This window comes from Algoriphagus lutimaris, assembly GCF_017051705.1.
GTDB classification, from domain to species: Bacteria; Bacteroidota; Bacteroidia; order Cytophagales; family Cyclobacteriaceae; genus Algoriphagus; species Algoriphagus lutimaris.
Window position 1 is genome coordinate 1,524,892 of sequence record NZ_JAFIDJ010000001.1, and the last position, 15,546, is coordinate 1,540,437.

At 38.5% G+C, this 15,546-nt stretch carries 14 protein-coding genes; 8 read left to right on the top strand and 6 right to left on the bottom strand.

The genetic code is table 11. The features are described from left to right. Positions 1-14 precede the first annotated feature (14 nt). From JYB62_RS06220 to JYB62_RS06235, 4 genes are all read left to right on the top strand, one after another. A complete protein-coding gene (locus tag JYB62_RS06220; RefSeq protein WP_205644551.1) occupies positions 15-398 on the top strand; it encodes an STAS domain-containing protein in 384 nt (127 codons plus the stop codon). Then, entirely contained in the window at positions 395-1,324 is a 930-nt protein-coding gene (locus JYB62_RS06225) for a ribonuclease Z (protein WP_205644552.1), read from the top strand. The genes JYB62_RS06220 and JYB62_RS06225 overlap by 4 nt, the downstream gene beginning before the upstream one ends. Next, on the top strand, positions 1,321-2,112 hold the full coding sequence (locus JYB62_RS06230) for a queuosine precursor transporter (protein WP_205644553.1): 792 nt from the start codon (positions 1,321-1,323) through the stop codon (positions 2,110-2,112). Before JYB62_RS06225 ends, JYB62_RS06230 begins: the two co-directional genes overlap by 4 nt. Before the next feature lie 204 nt (positions 2,113-2,316). Next, a complete protein-coding gene (locus JYB62_RS06235) occupies positions 2,317-4,065 on the top strand; it encodes a DEAD/DEAH box helicase (RefSeq protein ID WP_205644554.1) in 1,749 nt (582 codons plus the stop codon). Between the two features lie 149 nt (positions 4,066-4,214). On the opposite strand, the gene JYB62_RS06240 is transcribed toward JYB62_RS06235, so the two are convergent. Continuing rightward, the gene (locus tag JYB62_RS06240; RefSeq protein WP_205644555.1) at positions 4,215-6,821 is read right to left on the bottom strand and encodes an ABC transporter permease; all 2,607 of its coding nucleotides are present in this window, start codon (positions 6,819-6,821) and stop codon (positions 4,215-4,217) included. Continuing rightward, complete coding sequence (locus tag JYB62_RS06245; RefSeq protein ID WP_205644556.1) at positions 6,814-7,152, bottom strand: PadR family transcriptional regulator; 339 nt, start codon at positions 7,150-7,152, stop codon at positions 6,814-6,816. The genes JYB62_RS06240 and JYB62_RS06245 overlap by 8 nt, the downstream gene beginning before the upstream one ends. A 200-nt stretch (positions 7,153-7,352) precedes the next feature. Here JYB62_RS06245 and JYB62_RS06250 point away from each other — a divergent pair, with 200 nt between their 5' ends. The 3 genes from JYB62_RS06250 (at position 7,353) to dprA (ending at position 9,598) form a co-directional block, all read left to right on the top strand. Further along, a complete protein-coding gene (locus tag JYB62_RS06250; protein WP_205644557.1) occupies positions 7,353-8,057 on the top strand; it encodes a 16S rRNA (uracil(1498)-N(3))-methyltransferase in 705 nt (234 codons plus the stop codon). An 88-nt stretch (positions 8,058-8,145) separates the two neighbouring features. Beyond that, positions 8,146-8,499 carry a MerR family transcriptional regulator gene (locus JYB62_RS06255; protein WP_205644558.1) on the top strand — a complete coding sequence of 118 codons (354 nt, stop codon included), beginning with the start codon at positions 8,146-8,148 and terminating at the stop codon, positions 8,497-8,499. Continuing rightward, on the top strand, positions 8,480-9,598 hold the full coding sequence (gene dprA / locus JYB62_RS06260) for a DNA-processing protein DprA (RefSeq protein ID WP_205644559.1): 1,119 nt from the start codon (positions 8,480-8,482) through the stop codon (positions 9,596-9,598). The genes JYB62_RS06255 and dprA overlap by 20 nt, the downstream gene beginning before the upstream one ends. Here the strand turns inward: dprA and JYB62_RS06265 are convergent. Next, positions 9,595-10,146 (bottom strand): PepSY domain-containing protein, encoded by a 552-nt coding sequence (locus tag JYB62_RS06265; protein ID WP_205644560.1) that lies wholly within the window; start codon positions 10,144-10,146, stop codon positions 9,595-9,597. The two genes, dprA and JYB62_RS06265, sit on opposite strands and share 4 nt — an antisense overlap. Then, entirely contained in the window at positions 10,147-11,001 is an 855-nt protein-coding gene (locus tag JYB62_RS06270; RefSeq protein ID WP_205644561.1) for a hydroxymethylglutaryl-CoA lyase, read from the bottom strand. A gap of 304 nt (positions 11,002-11,305) precedes the next feature. On the opposite strand from JYB62_RS06270, the gene JYB62_RS06275 reads away from it, so the two are divergent. Then, entirely contained in the window at positions 11,306-11,827 is a 522-nt protein-coding gene (locus JYB62_RS06275) for a hypothetical protein (protein WP_205644562.1), read from the top strand. Between the two features lie 71 nt (positions 11,828-11,898). Here the strand turns inward: JYB62_RS06275 and metF are convergent, their stop codons facing one another. Together metF and metH are read right to left on the bottom strand one after the other, a co-directional pair. Next, positions 11,899-12,852 carry a methylenetetrahydrofolate reductase [NAD(P)H] gene (gene metF, locus JYB62_RS06280; protein WP_205644563.1) on the bottom strand — a complete coding sequence of 318 codons (954 nt, stop codon included), beginning with the start codon at positions 12,850-12,852 and terminating at the stop codon, positions 11,899-11,901. Then, on the bottom strand, positions 12,849-15,545 hold the full coding sequence (gene metH / locus JYB62_RS06285; protein ID WP_205644564.1) for a methionine synthase: 2,697 nt from the start codon (positions 15,543-15,545) through the stop codon (positions 12,849-12,851). The genes metF and metH overlap by 4 nt, the downstream gene beginning before the upstream one ends. Between the last annotated feature and the right edge of the window lies 1 nt (position 15,546).

A 15,546-nucleotide genomic window follows, 5' to 3' on the forward strand; every position in this document is an offset into this window, starting at 1 on the left:
TATTTATAAATGTTATGAAATACTCAATAGATAAAAAAGAACAATACGTTGTATTTTCCCCACAAGAGGAGAAAATCGATTCCTTGCTTGCTCCTGCATTAAAATCTGAGATTTTAACCATCCATGCAGAAGGATACCCTCATATGGTACTTGACCTTAGTGAAGTTAAATACGTAGATTCCAGCGGATTAAGTGCCCTACTTGTAGGAGATCGTGAATTTGGTAGAAACGGAGGGATTTTCGTTATATCCGGAATTCAGGACCATGTAATGAAGTTGTTGAAAATCTCTATGCTTGATAAAAAGCTTAACTTAGTGAGTACTTTGGAAGAGGCTGGTGAAGCAATTTTCATGCATGAGATTGAAAGTGGTGAAGAAGAAGAAGAGGAGGAAGATTGATTCCCGACTTTGAAGTCACCATATTAGGAAACACTTCTTCCATCCCTGTACATGGAAGAAACCATACCTCTCAATTAATCCGCTTTGGCCAGGAGCTTTTGCTCCTGGATTGCGGTGAGGGAACTCAGATGCAACTCAGGAAGTACAAAATCAAAACTTCCCGCATCAATCATATTTTTATTAGCCACCTACATGGCGATCATTATTTAGGCTTAATTGGCCTGCTCTCCTCCTACAATCTTTCGAAAAGAACAAGTCCTTTGACCATTTATGGACCTCTAGGACTAAATGATATCATTACCACCCATTTCCGTTGGAGTAATACAAAATTGGGATATCCTTTATCTTTTGTGCAGACTTCAACTGAAGGAAGTAATATCTTACTGGAAACCTCATCATTTACAGTATTGAGCTTTCCTCTAAAACACCGGCTGCCCACCACAGGATTTTTAATTACTGAAAAAGCTGGACTGAGAAGTTTAATCAAGAAAAAATTAGAAGAACATCCTATCACCGTGGACGCAATCCAATCCCTTCGACTGGGAAAAGACTTTATAATGGAGGACGGGAAAATCATCAAAGTTTCGGAATATACCTATCCCCTACATTCATTGCGGAAATATGCATTTTGTTCCGATACTATTTTTGATCCAAGCATCGCCAAATACCTGGATCAGGTGGATTTGCTTTACCATGAATCCACATTTTTGACCGCGGAGGAAGCACGTGCTGCTGAAACTTTTCACAGTACCAGTGCCCAAGCTGCTCAAATTGCTTCTTTATCCGACGCAAAGAGCTTATTATTAGGACACTTTTCTTCCAGATATAAAGAATTGGGTCAAATGCTTCAAGAAGCGATACAAGTTTTCCCAAACAGTATCATTAGCGAAGAAGGTCAAACTTATCCTGTCAATCCAGAAGTATGAATAAATCTCAAAACTCCAGAAAAACCAACCTATTCATCATATTAGGAGGCATCTTTTTGACGAATGCTATATTGGCTGAAATCATTGGAGTCAAGATTTTTTCAGGTGAAAAAACACTAGGTTTTCAACCAGTCAATTGGACCTTTTTCGGGGAATTTGTCCTTGACTTTAACCTGACAGCAGGAGCGATTATTTGGCCAGTGGTATTTATTACCACCGACATCATCAACGAATATTTTGGAAAGAAAGGAGTAAGAAAAATCAGTTTTTTAACCGCAGGACTGATAGGATATGCATTTTTGGTTATCATGGTCGTAACCAGATTAGTACCTGCAGACTTTTGGTTGATAGTAAATTCAGAAACACCAACAGGAGAACCTTTTAATATAGATTATGCCTTTAATACCATATTCAGACAGGGAGGAGGAATTATCATAGGATCATTGACCGCATTTTTATTGGGTCAATTAATTGATGTATATGTATTTCAAAAATTAAGGGCTATCACTGGTGAAAAAATGATTTGGCTTCGAGCAACAGGTTCCACGTTTGTTTCTCAGTTTATTGACTCATTTGTAGTACTTGGCATCGCATTTTATGTTTTTGGCAATTGGAGTTTAAGTCAAATCATTGCCGTCGGTATCATGAATTACATCTATAAATTTGTGGTTGCCTTGGTTTTGACTCCCCTACTCTATTTGGGACATAGTTTGATTGACAATTATTTGGGAAAAGAATTAGCTGAGGAAATGACAACTGAAGCAGCAAAAGACAAGTCATTTATCTAGAAACCAAATTTATTTTGCTCACAAGCTTGATACATTACTTGTATTTATAGAAACTTTTGAATAAAGCTTTGTTTTCAAAATAATTTATTCTACTTTTGCACCGTCAATAAGACGAAGAACAATTTTTCTGAGCCGTGAAATCCTTACTGTCGCTTGTCTGGGATAATCACTAGGAGTACATGGCAAGAAAAGTAAGGAAACATCATGGAAAATACACTCAAGTTCTCTGACTTGGGAATTTCTGACGAAATTCTTAAGTCCGTGGAAGAGATGGGCTATACCCAACCTTCCCAAATTCAATCACAAGCTATTCCTTTCGTACTAGAAGGTAGAGATGTCATCGGACAAGCTCAAACCGGTACTGGAAAGACTGCAGCTTTTGCTATCCCTATCATTGATTTAGTAGATTCGGATTTAAACCACCCACAAGCTATCATCCTTTGCCCTACTCGTGAACTTGCAGTTCAAGTAGAAGGTGAAATCCAGAAGTTGGCTAAATTCCATAGAAGAATCAATTCTGTAGCTATTTATGGAGGGGAATCAATCGACAAACAAATCAGAACCCTTAGAAAAGGTGTTCAAATTGTGGTAGGTACTCCAGGTAGAGTTCAAGATCACATCAACCGTGGTACTTTAAAATTGGATAACGCTGGAATCATCGTTTTGGATGAAGCTGATGAAATGCTAGACATGGGCTTCAGAGATGATATTGAAGCAATTTTGCAAGAAATGCCTGAAGAAAGACAAACTGTCTTCTTCTCCGCAACCATGGCAAAGCCTATTCTAGATTTAACTAGAAAATATCAAAACAACCCTGAAATCATCAAGGTTGCTAAAAAAGAATTGACTGTAGATCGTATCGAGCAAGTATTCTATGAAGTTAAACCTTCATTGAAACTAGAATTGATGGCTAGATTGATGACAGTAAATAACTATGCATTGAGCGTAGTATTCTGTAATACTAAAAGAATGACAGATGAGGCTACCGAATCTTTGGGTTCAAAAGGTATCCTTGCAGAAGCGCTTCACGGAGATTTGTCTCAAGCTCAAAGAGATAAAGTAATGAACAAATTCCGTAAAGGTCTATGTACAGTCCTAGTTGCAACTGATGTTGCGGCAAGAGGGATTGATGTTGACAATGTGGAAGCTGTTTTCAATTATGATTTGCCATTGGACGATGAGTCTTATGTACACCGTATCGGTAGAACAGGTCGTGCAGGAAAATCAGGTATTGCCATCAATTTTGTTACTGGAAGAAGAGATCTAGGAAAGATCAGAGATTTGGAGAGATTCACCAAAGCTACGATCAACAAGATGACTCCTCCATCCGTCGCGGAATTGATTGAATTAAAGAAAGCTCAATTTGTTAAAGACGTTCATAAAGTTTTAAGCAAAGAAGAGGATAATCAAATCTTCGAAGCTACTGTAGGTCAGCTATTGACCGAAGGATTATCTATCGAACAAATCGCTCTTGGCCTGATGAAACTTCAAATGGGAGATGTGGTGAAGGAAATGAGAGATCAAGACTTCAGCTTAAGCTCTTATGGAGACAGAAGAAGAGATGGAGGTCGTGAAGGCGGTCGTGAAGGCGGAAGAGAAAGATTCGGTCGTGGCGGAGAAAGAGGAGAAAGACGAGGTGGAGAAAGAGGAGAAAGAAGTGGAAGAAGAGAAGGTGGAAGAGAAGGAGGAAGAAGACCAGAAAGAGTTAGAGATGCTAACATGGCCAGATTGTTTATCAATCTTGGTAAAAGAGACAGAATCCGTCCAAATGATATCGTAGGAGCTATTGCCGGTGAAGCGGGCGTTCCAGGAAGATCAATTGGAGGAATCGATATATATGACAACTTCTCCTTTGTGGATGTACCTCAAAAAGATGCTGATCACGTGATCAAAGTGATGAAGCATAATACCATCAAAGGTAAGAACGTCAATATGGAAATTTCAAAAGGGTAAATTGGTTATAAGGTTATTTGGTTTAAAGCACATTTCTTGTTAGAAATGTGCTTTTTTTTTATCCTAAACCCAAAATAAAAAGTGTTCAAGCCATTTAAACTTGAACACTTCAAAGAGCCTATTTTTCTACAAAACAACCAAATCAATCCCTACTCAGACTTTAGAATCATTGAAGGGTTTGCTTTGATCACTTTCAAAATTTGCGAAGCAACAGTAGTAATGATCACTCCTAATAATATAAATAAGGCAAAACCTAGAGGGATAATCCCTACCCCAGAATGGAAAGCAAAAAAGCTATCAAGGAAAGACGAAATGAAGATCACAGAGAAAACACTTCCAATTACCGCTGCTATCCCCCATATTAACAAATACCGCTTTACCAATTTCTTAGAAAGGTCCTCAACATTTGCCCCAAAGACCTTTCGGATGCAATAATCTTTGATACGGGCAGTCATATTCAAGGACACCAAACCGAAAAGACCCAATAGCGCTAGAGTTACAGATAGTGTGGCTGAAAACGAAATTAACTTCGCAATCCCATTCACATCAGCAATTTCTCGCTCAAATACTTCGGTCTGCAACTTCCCTTCAAATAGGCCTAGCGGCACAATTTCATGCCAAATTTCCTTAACCGATTGCATAGAAGCTTCCGCAGAACCGGGATTCATTTTCAATGTCAAGTAATTAAATACTGAATCAGGGGAAGAACGAATCGCCATCGGTGCAATTTCATTTTTGAAAAATGTCGTGTGAAAATCCTCGACCACCCCGATGACATGATAATTAGCGCTATCAATGGTAACCGTTTGATCAAGCGGAAATTCCAACCCAAGCTGGTCCAGAAAAGTTTGATTCACCAATAACGACTCCTGAGTATCTGAAATCAGATTGGGATTAAACATTCGCCCCTGCTTCAATTCCAAATCCAGTAATTCAGGATAATTGGACTCCGCATCCAAGAAGTTGACATTATACTTCTCATCTCCTATTTCCACTTCCTCCTCTCTAATCCAATTTCCTACGTAATCCTGGCTTCCACTTACTTCCACCACAGATGAGAGCGCTGAAAGCTTGTTCTTCAGAGGCACATAATCCTTGGATTCCGGCACATTGATAATAATCTTATCCGCAGAATTGTACCCCCAATCCCTGTTGGCATTGATATAATTAGTTTGCACAAAGGCAATAGCTGCTACCATACTGATAATAGCCAGCGTAAATTGGAAAGTTAAAAGCACACTGGTGAATACACTTTTGCTTCCAATTTTTTGATTGCCTTTTAAAATACCGATCGGTTTAAATGAGGATAGATAGGTAGCTGGATACAAACCTGTAATTAAAGTGATCGCTAACAACATGGACCCCAAAAATATCCAGATGTTTTTGTCCCGAAATAAATCGATTTGGAGGTTTTTGGAGGCGATCTCATTGAATCCTGGGAGAAAAATAAACCCAGCCAAAAGACATCCCAGAAAAATAGCGAAAAAGCAAATCAAGAGGTTTTCGCTGAGAAACTGGAAAACCAATTGACTTCTTTTGCTTCCAATTACCTTTCGAACCCCAATCTCTTTTAGTCTTCTGGATGCCATTAATATAGATAAATTGATATAATTGAATACCGCCAGCAGAAGTATGAAAAGTCCAATGGTACCCAAAAGAATCTGAGGACCAATACCCAAAAAATCCCTGACCCCTCTTTCAATTTTGCCCACATTATAAATAATATCCGGGTAAGCAATCAACCCCATGTCGACATAAGGTTTTTCAGGATTCACTTGATTTTGAATTTGGGTGAAACGCTCCAACTCAGACTCAATTCGAGGAATATCTGCTCCTTTTTCTACCTGGATAAATGTCCACAATTCTTTGCTCCATGCATCTTTCAAAGGAATATCTGTGATGGTATGAGGATGAGATTCAAAATTAACAATGAGGTCAAAAGTAAACATGTCCATGTCTTTCAAATCCTCCAAAACACCTCCAACTTTAAAGAGTTTTTCCTCTCCATTGATCACTAAAGACAGTTCCTGACCAAGAGGGTGCATATCACCAAATAGCTTCTCAGATAGTTGGTGAGTTAAAATAACCTGATCAGGTTCCTTCAAAGCACCAGGATATCCGAACTCCATTCGGTATTTAAACATTTCCATAAAGGAAGGATCCGCGTAAATGGACCGCTGAAAAAAGCTCTCATTATCTTGAATCAATAATGGAAACTCATACAATACCTTAGTTTGATTTTTCACTTGGTTTAGTGTATTCGGAATCAATTCGGAGACTGGTTCAGCGACAGTTCCATAAGTCACCAGTCCTTCAGCTTCTTCTGAAGTATATACCAATTGATAGATTTCATCTTTGTTGGGTTGATTCAATCCCTTAAACCAGATATTTGCAATAAACAAGTAAGCTACTATACAGCAACCCACTGCACAGGACAATCCAAAAACAGAAATAAAGGTGGTGCCTTTTTGCTTGAGTATATTTCTCCAACCGATTTTAAAATAACTTCTAATCATCACCGTATTATTAGTTTTTAAATACATGAATTTGCTGAACCCGATATTGCTCCATTTGAAAAAACTAAACACATGGAAAATGAATCTAAAGCGAGCGAAAGCCAGTCCTTTTTCTTCTAAATCAAGGTAAAATATCTCATAGGCATCTCCTTGGATCTGCTCAAGTCGATCTGGTAAGCAATAAAACTCCAAAAATCGATCTGCTAGTCTAGGCGGATAATGGTTGCGTTTCTTATCCATTGGTAAAATCTAATGCTAATGGTGGCAACTGATCATAAAGTCTGTTTCTCATCATCTTCACTTCATTAATGGCAGTTCTACCGCTTGCCGAGAGGCTAAACAAACGTTTCCTTCTCCCTCCCCTTTCCTCGGTAGCTCCTCCCATATGAGATCTGACAAACCCCTTTTCTTCTAATCGGTTAAGGACAGTATGAATCGCACTTATATTGACTTTTCTCCCAGTTTGACTTTTGATTTCCTCAGCTACCGAAACTCCATAAGCCTCCTGATCCAAAATCCCAACAATCAATAAAACCAGCTCCTCTAATTCCCCTAAATGATATCCTTTCATATCAAGATTATTATATTTACAAATATGAATCTAATTTATTTCATTCACATTTGTAAATTATATTTGAAAATATTTTTCAATTAAAAAATCAATTTGCCGATTTCCCAAAATCACAGGAACCTTATAAACTAATTCAGCATCCGATTAACTTTGATTCAATAGGTGCTTTCTCAAAAAATAAATTTTAATTTTAACTCCTCATGCAGCTCTTTTTTCAACAAGGTATTCTACCACCTACCATTAATCTGGAAACGGATGAATCCAAGCATCTGACCAGGGTACTTCGAAAATCTGAAGGAGATATCATTCATGTCACAGATGGGGAAGGTAATTTGTATGAATGCAAGCTTATAGATGCCAATCCCAAAAAGTCCATACTTCAGGTGATCTCAAGAGAGCAGATTCCAGGTGATGACTTTTATATTCATCTTGCAATTGCCCCGACTAAAAGTCCTGATCGAATGGAGTGGATGATTGAAAAGATTACAGAAATCGGTTTTCATGAAATGACTTTGCTTTCGACCATGAATTCCGAAAGGAGCTTTCTAAAGACAGAAAGACTACATAAAAAGATGATTTCGGCATGTAAACAAAGTTTAAAGTATCATACGCCAAAAATTAATCAAACCATTGATTTAAAAAAATTTATAACCAATCCTGAATTTGATGATTTTCAAAAATTCATCGCATATGTAGATGAAAATCATCATCATCATTTGATGGACTTGGCAAAACCAAAAGGTAATTATCTAATTCTGATTGGGCCAGAAGGAGACTTTGATCCAAAGGAAATAGAAAATGCATTTTCACATGGCTTTAAACCAGTATCCTTGGGAAAAAGTAGATTAAGAACTGAAACCGCTGGTTTGGCAGCTATCCAGATGTTCCAAGTACTAAATCGTTAATTTTTTCGTTATTTTTTTTGAAACCTTAAAGCAATACTTAAGCATTGTTTCGCATTTTGATTAATTTAGTGCTAAATAAATTTTTACTGTGCCGTACAAAGAGCGAGAAATAGAAAAGAAGTATTATTCCATAGGTGAGGTAGCCCAAATGTTTAAGGTGGCCCCTTCACTCATTCGCTACTGGGAAGGTGAATTTGATATCATTCATCCTAAAAAGGATAAAAAGGGAAACCGCCGATATGTCAAAGATGATATCGAGAAAATACGATACATCTATCATCTGGTCAAGGAAAAAGGCTATACCCTGCAAGGCGCTCAAGAAGTTATAAAATCTGGAAAAGAGCAAGGATTTGATAAAGTTGCTGCTGTTCAAAAGCTTCAACAAATCAAAGATTTTTTAATTAATATCAGGGAAGAATTCAATGCAAAAACCGACAGATGAAGAGCTACGGTATTTTATAGCACTTTGGTCAGCTCCTAAAATAGGGCCTGGAATTATTAAAGCAATTATCGCCTATTCAAGCTCTGCACAACGATTTTTTGAAATACCAAGAGGTAAAGCTGCCAAAACACCTAGAGTTGGTGAAAAACTTTTGGAGATCAGGAATCAGAAGGATTCACTACTTCAGAAGGCAGATGAATTAATTAACCAATGTCAGCAAAATGGTTATCAGATTCACACTATGCTTCACTCCTCCTTTCCCCAAAGACTTAAACTTCATGAAGACTGTCCAGCCCTTATCTTCACTCGAGGAAACCTGGATTTCAACCCAGAAAGAACAGTTGGTATCGTAGGGACAAGAAGTGCCACCACCTATGGCAAAACAGCCACACGAAAAATCGTAGAAGACTTGGCCATATATCAACCAACCATCATTTCGGGTTTGGCCTACGGAATAGATATAGAAGCGCATCGAGCGGCACTTCAGGCAAACCTTCCTACCATTGCCATTATGGGCTCGCCAATCAGTCAAATTTATCCATCTGTTCACAAAAAAACAGCGGAAGCAATACAAGACCAGGGAGGGTTAGTGAGTGAATATGCTCCAGGCACCTCCATGGGGCCTGGGAATTTTCCTGCCAGAAACCGGATCATTGCAGGACTCTCTGACGCCTTGATCGTGGTGGAGGCAGCAGAGAGAGGAGGAGCTTTGATAACGGCCGAAATTGCATTCTCCTATGACAAAGAAGTATTTGCCGTGCCTGGTAACTTACAATCTCCTTATAGTGAAGGTTGTAATCAATTGATTAAGAAAATGAAGGCCAGTATCTATACAGGTCCCAATGATATTGCAGAAGCTTTATTTTGGTCCAAACCAGGTGAGGAAACTTCAAAAAAAGTAGCCCTTAGTTTTTCTGAAAGGGATCAGGAAGAGGTCAGGATTTTGAATTTATTAAAAGACCAAGGTGAATCAGAAATCGATTTGATCAGCCTAAAAACTGAAATTCCTCTGGGGATGCTGTCCTCCAAGTTACTCGCTTTAGAGTTTGAAGGAATTGTCAAATCTCTACCGGGAAAGAAATATAAACTCCTCGGCTAGGAATTCTTAATCTTGCGTATTCGCTTCGGGAAATACCAAAGATAAAACCCACTCAAGCTCATAAAAATCAATCCCAAAGAAGTCAAGGTAGAGTATGTAAGTTTTGCACCCTCCTCCCCTGTCCAATAATAATCCAGAATACTCCCATCATGTACTTTTTCTATCCAATCAGAATGTCTAGTGTCTACTGACAGCACTGCTCCGGAATAACCATCCACCTGCACTTCTGAAAAATGGGTTTTAAAGGTCACTTTGGCAATGCCCTTATCCGGTCGGATATCAATTCGATCTATCTCATTAGATTCACCCAAACTATCCATGACCGTTTGTGCCACTGCAATCATTTTTGAAGGTGAAATCCAAATTTCTTTTTGTTCGGATTGGGATTTAGTAGTAGGTGGTAATAACTCTACTTTCTTCTTCCAAGCTAATAGGATTGAAGTGATGCCAATGATAAAAAAGAAAATAATCAAAGGTATACCTAACCATCGGTGAAGAACCCGATAGCGCCTTAGAGCTTTAACTTTTGACTTTATTTTATTGGACATTTAAACTTCGGTAAAAACAAACTGGGTTAATTTCATGGCTTCTTTCAACTCACGTTTATTCAATTTCAAATCATGACCTGCTTTTTCAAGTGTTTCAATCATTACCTCTGTGGCCATATTTCCGACCAAGTCATCCTTGGCCATTGGACAGCCACCAAAACCATTTAAAGCACCATCAAAACGGGTACACCCCCCTTTTAACCCGGCTAAAACCTTTTCACCTATTGTTTCTCTGGTACTATGTAAATGGGCGCCAAACTCAATGTGTGGAAAGGCCTGAATTTGAGTCTCAAATAACTCTGTGATTAATGCTGGACTAGCAACTCCGATGGTATCAGAAAGTGAGATAATTTTTACCCCCAATTGGTCTAGCCGCTCAACGAAGCTTAAAACCATTTCCGGAGAGTACTCCTCACCATAGGGATTACCAAAGCCCATGCTTAGGTAAGTGATCAAGATTTTCCCTTTTACTTCACAAAGATTTTGTATTTCCTCCAATTCATTGAAAGCCTCAGAAATGGATTTATTGGTATTTCTCTGCTGAAAAGTCTCAGAAATGGAGAGCGGGAAGCCCAAGTAATCTATTTCAGGAAAGTGCCCGGCATCTTCAGCTCCTCTTAAATTAGCCACGATCGCCAATAGTTTTGATTTGGAATGATGTAAATCTAATAGGCTCAACACCTCTTCCGTATCCCTCATCTGTGGAACTGCCTTAGGGTTCACGAAGCTCCCAAAGTCAATAGTATCAAAACCCACCTCTGACAATTGATTGATATAGGCAGCTTTGATGGCTGTATCAATAAAATGAGGGATCCCCTGCATGGCATCACGTGGGCACTCGATTAATTTAATCATCCGTGAATTTAATAAAGTTAAAGAAGGTAAACTGTGAAAATTATTTGAAAGTCCCTTTCTTTTGAATTGATGGTATCTGAAAATGACCTTCTACTAAACTTTCACTCTAAAATGTTGAACAAAGGGGGTAAAATGGGGAGATTTCTCCATAAAAAACAAATCACAACCAATTGATAATCAGCTCTAATAAAATCAAAATAGGCCCATAAAGCCTTAAAATGGCCATTTACAGCTCAAATCCCTTCTAACATAATTTTTGGTCATATCATTGCATCTAAATGATTAAAACCAACCATAATTAACTATGAGAACTAAATCAACTTTATTAATTAGTGCTGCATTACTTTCGGTCTTTGCCTGTGAAACTAAACAATATAATGAACAAGATAAGGCAGAAGTAACAGCCAACTTGGAAGATTATGTGGACAGTATTGAAACTGCTGTCAAAATAGTCCCCGTTCATAATTGGACGGCTATTGATCAAAAGTATGATAGTCTAGACAGCAAAGCAGAGATTGTCTACAAAGACATAAATGCAGATGATCAACAAATTGAATTGATCGAAATACGATATGAAACAATTGTGGAAAAAGGTAAAACTGATCAGGAAATGTTTGAAGAAACCGCCGACATGCACATGAAAAACTTGGAAGCTTGGTGGGAGAAAACCTCAGGTAAGGTGGAAAAAGGAACTGAAAACACCGTTGAAGAAATTGAAGAAGCCTCTCAAGAAAGCTTAAATTGGCTCGAAAAAAACTTTGATAAATTAAGTAAGGAATCGAAGAAAAAAGTAGAAGAGATCCGAAAAGAATTAGAAAAAGATTAATCACCTATTCCCCTCTAAAAAAGAGCCCTTCCCGGTGATCGGGAAGGGCTCTTTTTTTTATTTGAAGGGGATTAAAATATCTCTTTTGCAATCGCATAAGTAGTCCCAGCCTTACTCATGGTATAAAAGTGTAAAGACGGCACCTCCGCTTTTACTAATTCTTTACATTGCTTTATAGCCCATTCTATACCTACCTCTCTCACCTCAGAGTTGGTTTTACACTTTTCCAATTCATCCATTAATGGATCAGGGAGGTCCAAAAAGAATGTTCTTGGTAACATGGTAATTTGCCCTACAGTCGTGATGGGTTTAATCCCAGGAATAATAGGTACAGTGATCCCTGCTTCTCGAACTTGATCCACAAACTCAAAATACTTTTGATTATCAAAAAACATTTGAGTAACGATGTATTCTGCTCCTTTTTCTACTTTTTCTTTCAACCTTTTCAGATCAAATTTCATAGAAGGTGCCTCGAAATGCTTTTCTGGATATCCAGCAACTCCAACACAAAAATCAGTATGAAAACTGGTTTCTGTTTCCTCATGCAAATACTTTCCATTGTTCATTCGAACAATTTGTTCTACTAATTCACTGGCAAAGTGATGTCCATCTGGCTCAGGAATAAACTTTCCCTCTGTCTTTGGGGCATCCCCTCTAAGAGCCAAGACATTTTCTACTCCGATAAAATTTAAGTCTATCAGTGCATTTTCAGTTTCTTCTTTATTGAAACCGCCGCAAAGTAGGTGAGGAACCGCATCCACTTGAAATCTATTCATAATGGCAGCACATATCCCCACGGTTCCGGGTCTCTTTTTAGTACTGATCTTCTCCAACAACCCATTGGGATGTTTTTTATAAATATATTCCTCGCGATGATAGGTTACATCTACGAAAGGAGGCTTAAACTCCATAAGAGGAGCTATTCCTTCAAGTAGTTCATTTAAACTTTGCCCCTTCAAAGGGGGTAATATTTCAAAGGAAAAAAGCGTTTGATCAGCTCTTTTCAAGTGTTCCGTAATTTTCATATAGGTTGTGAGGCAAGATTAGTATTGGGTTGATAAGCTAAATTTGGGGACAGTAAACTTTCTGCTTCTTTCAAGGATATTCCTTTTCTCTGAGCGTAACTTGCTACTTGATCTTCTCCAATTTTACCCAATCCAAAATATTTACTATCCGGGTTCGCAAAATAAAATCCAGAAACAGAAGAAGTAGGATACATGGCATAGCTTGACGTTAATGTAATTCCAGCATTTTTCTCCATTTCAAGTAATCTTGAAATTTCCTCTTTCTCGGAATGTTCTGGACAAGCAGGATATCCAGGAGCCGGTCGGATTCCCTGGTACTCTTCGCGAATTAAAGAGTCATTGGAAAGTTCTTCGCCTTTCGAATATCCCCAATAATCTTTTCTGACTATTTCATGAAGGTATTCAGCGCCTGCTTCTGCCAATCGATCAGCAAGAGCCTTAAATAAAATATCATTATAATCGTCTCCAGCTTTCTGAAATTCAGCAAGTTTTGTTTCCATCCCTGTTCCTGCAGTTACCGCAAAGCAACCCAAGTAATCTGTTTTTTCTGGATGTATGTAATCTGCTAAGGAGCGGTTTGGAACTCCTTTCCCTTTTTTCCCCTGCTGTCTTAGAAAATGAAACTTGCCAATACTTTGACCCTCCTTATTCAGTACTTGAACATCATCTTCAGTTCGTTTTACTGGATAAATCCCAAATACTGCATTTGCAGAAAGCCACTTTTCTTTTATGACTTTATCCAACATCTGGTTAGCATCAGCCAATAACTTTTTGGCTTCTACACCTACTATTGGATCTTCCAAGATCTTTGGGTATCTACCACTCAGCATCCAAGTACTAAAGAAAGGAGTCCAATCAATGTAATTTCGCAATACTGAAAGATCGAGTTCCTTTAAAACAGTATTCCCTAATTGATTCGGCTCTACAGGATCAAAATTCTCCCAGTTTATATCAACTGGGTTTGCCTTTGCCTCTTCATATGAAACCAGCTGTTTTACAGCTTGCTTGGATTCATGCTCTACTCTCAATTGAGCGTAGGTCTCCTTAATCTTTTGTCTGTAAGTATCTTTCGTCTCCTCTGAAATTGCCTCTCCTGCAATTGGCACAGATTTACTAGCATCGGTCACGTGGACTACAGTTCCACTGTAAACCGGATCTATCTTTACTGCGGTATGGATTCTAGAGGTAGTAGCTCCTCCAATTAACAAAGGAATTTTCAATCCTTGTCTTTCCATTTCGGAAGCCACATTCACCATTTCGTCCAATGAAGGGGTAATCAATCCACTCAATCCTATGATATCTACCTTATTTTTGATGGCTTCGTCAATGATTTTCTGCGCATCCACCATCACTCCCAAATCGATGATTTGGTAGCTATTACAAGCTAAGACCACTCCGACTATATTTTTGCCAATATCATGTACATCTCCTTTTACGGTAGCCATCAAGATTTTCTTCAAGGAGCTTTCCTCCTTTCCTTCTTCTGGTAAAGGCATAAAAGGCTCCAGGTAAGCAACAGCCTTTTTCATCACTCTAGCAGATTTTACCACCTGGGGAAGAAACATTTTACCTTCTCCAAATAAATCACCTACCACATTCATCCCATCCATCAAAGGTCCTTCAATCACCTTCAATGGATTAGTTAATTCCAGCCTTGCCGCTTCAGTATCCTCGATAATAAAATCTAAAATTCCTTTGACCAAGGCATGCTCGATTCTTTTGGCTACAGGGTCAGACCTCCAAGCTTCATTGACCACTTCCTTCTTTCCAGAAGTTTTTACTGTTTCGGCAAATTCCAACAATTGCTCTGTAGCATCCTCTCTTCTATCAAAAAGAACATCCTCCACTTTTTCCAGCAAATCCTTAGGAATGTCATCGTAGACTTCCAACAAGGTAGGATTGACAATCCCCATGTCCATCCCATGATGAATAGCATGATACAAAAAGGCTGCATGCATGGCTTCCCTTACAGGATTATTTCCACGAAAAGAAAAGCTGACATTACTAACGCCTCCACTTACCTTGGCTCCTGGTAAATTTTCTTTGATCCATTTGGTAGCCAGGAAAAAGTCTAAGGCATTTCTTCTATGCTCCTCCATTCCTGTAGCTACCGGGAATATATTAGGATCAAAAATGATATCTTGAGGATTAAACTTAACTTGATCCACCAAGATCCTATAACTACGTTCACAAATTTCGATTCTACGAGCATAGGTATCGGCCTGACCATCTTCGTCAAAGGCCATTACCACAACTGCCGCTCCAAATTTCTTGATAGTTTTGGCTTGGCTGATAAACTCCTCTTCCCCATTCTTTAGTGAAATAGAGTTCACAATCCCTTTTCCCTGAATACATTTTAATCCGGCCAAAATAATAGCCCATTTAGAGCTATCAATCATAATCGGAATTCTGCTGATTTCTGGTTCGGAGGCTATCAAATTCAAAAATTTGACCATGGCCATTTCTCCATCAAGCATCCCTTCGTCCATACAGACATCCAAAATCTGAGCACCACCTCTTACTTGATCCAATGCTACTTCAAGTGCTTCGTCATATTGGCCATTTAAGATCAATCTTGCGAATTTTTTAGAACCTGTAATATTGGTTCTTTCGCCTATGTTGACAAAGTTTATTTCGGGGGTCAAAACCAAAGGTTCCAACCCAGATAATTTCATGTAATGATTCGTTTCCATC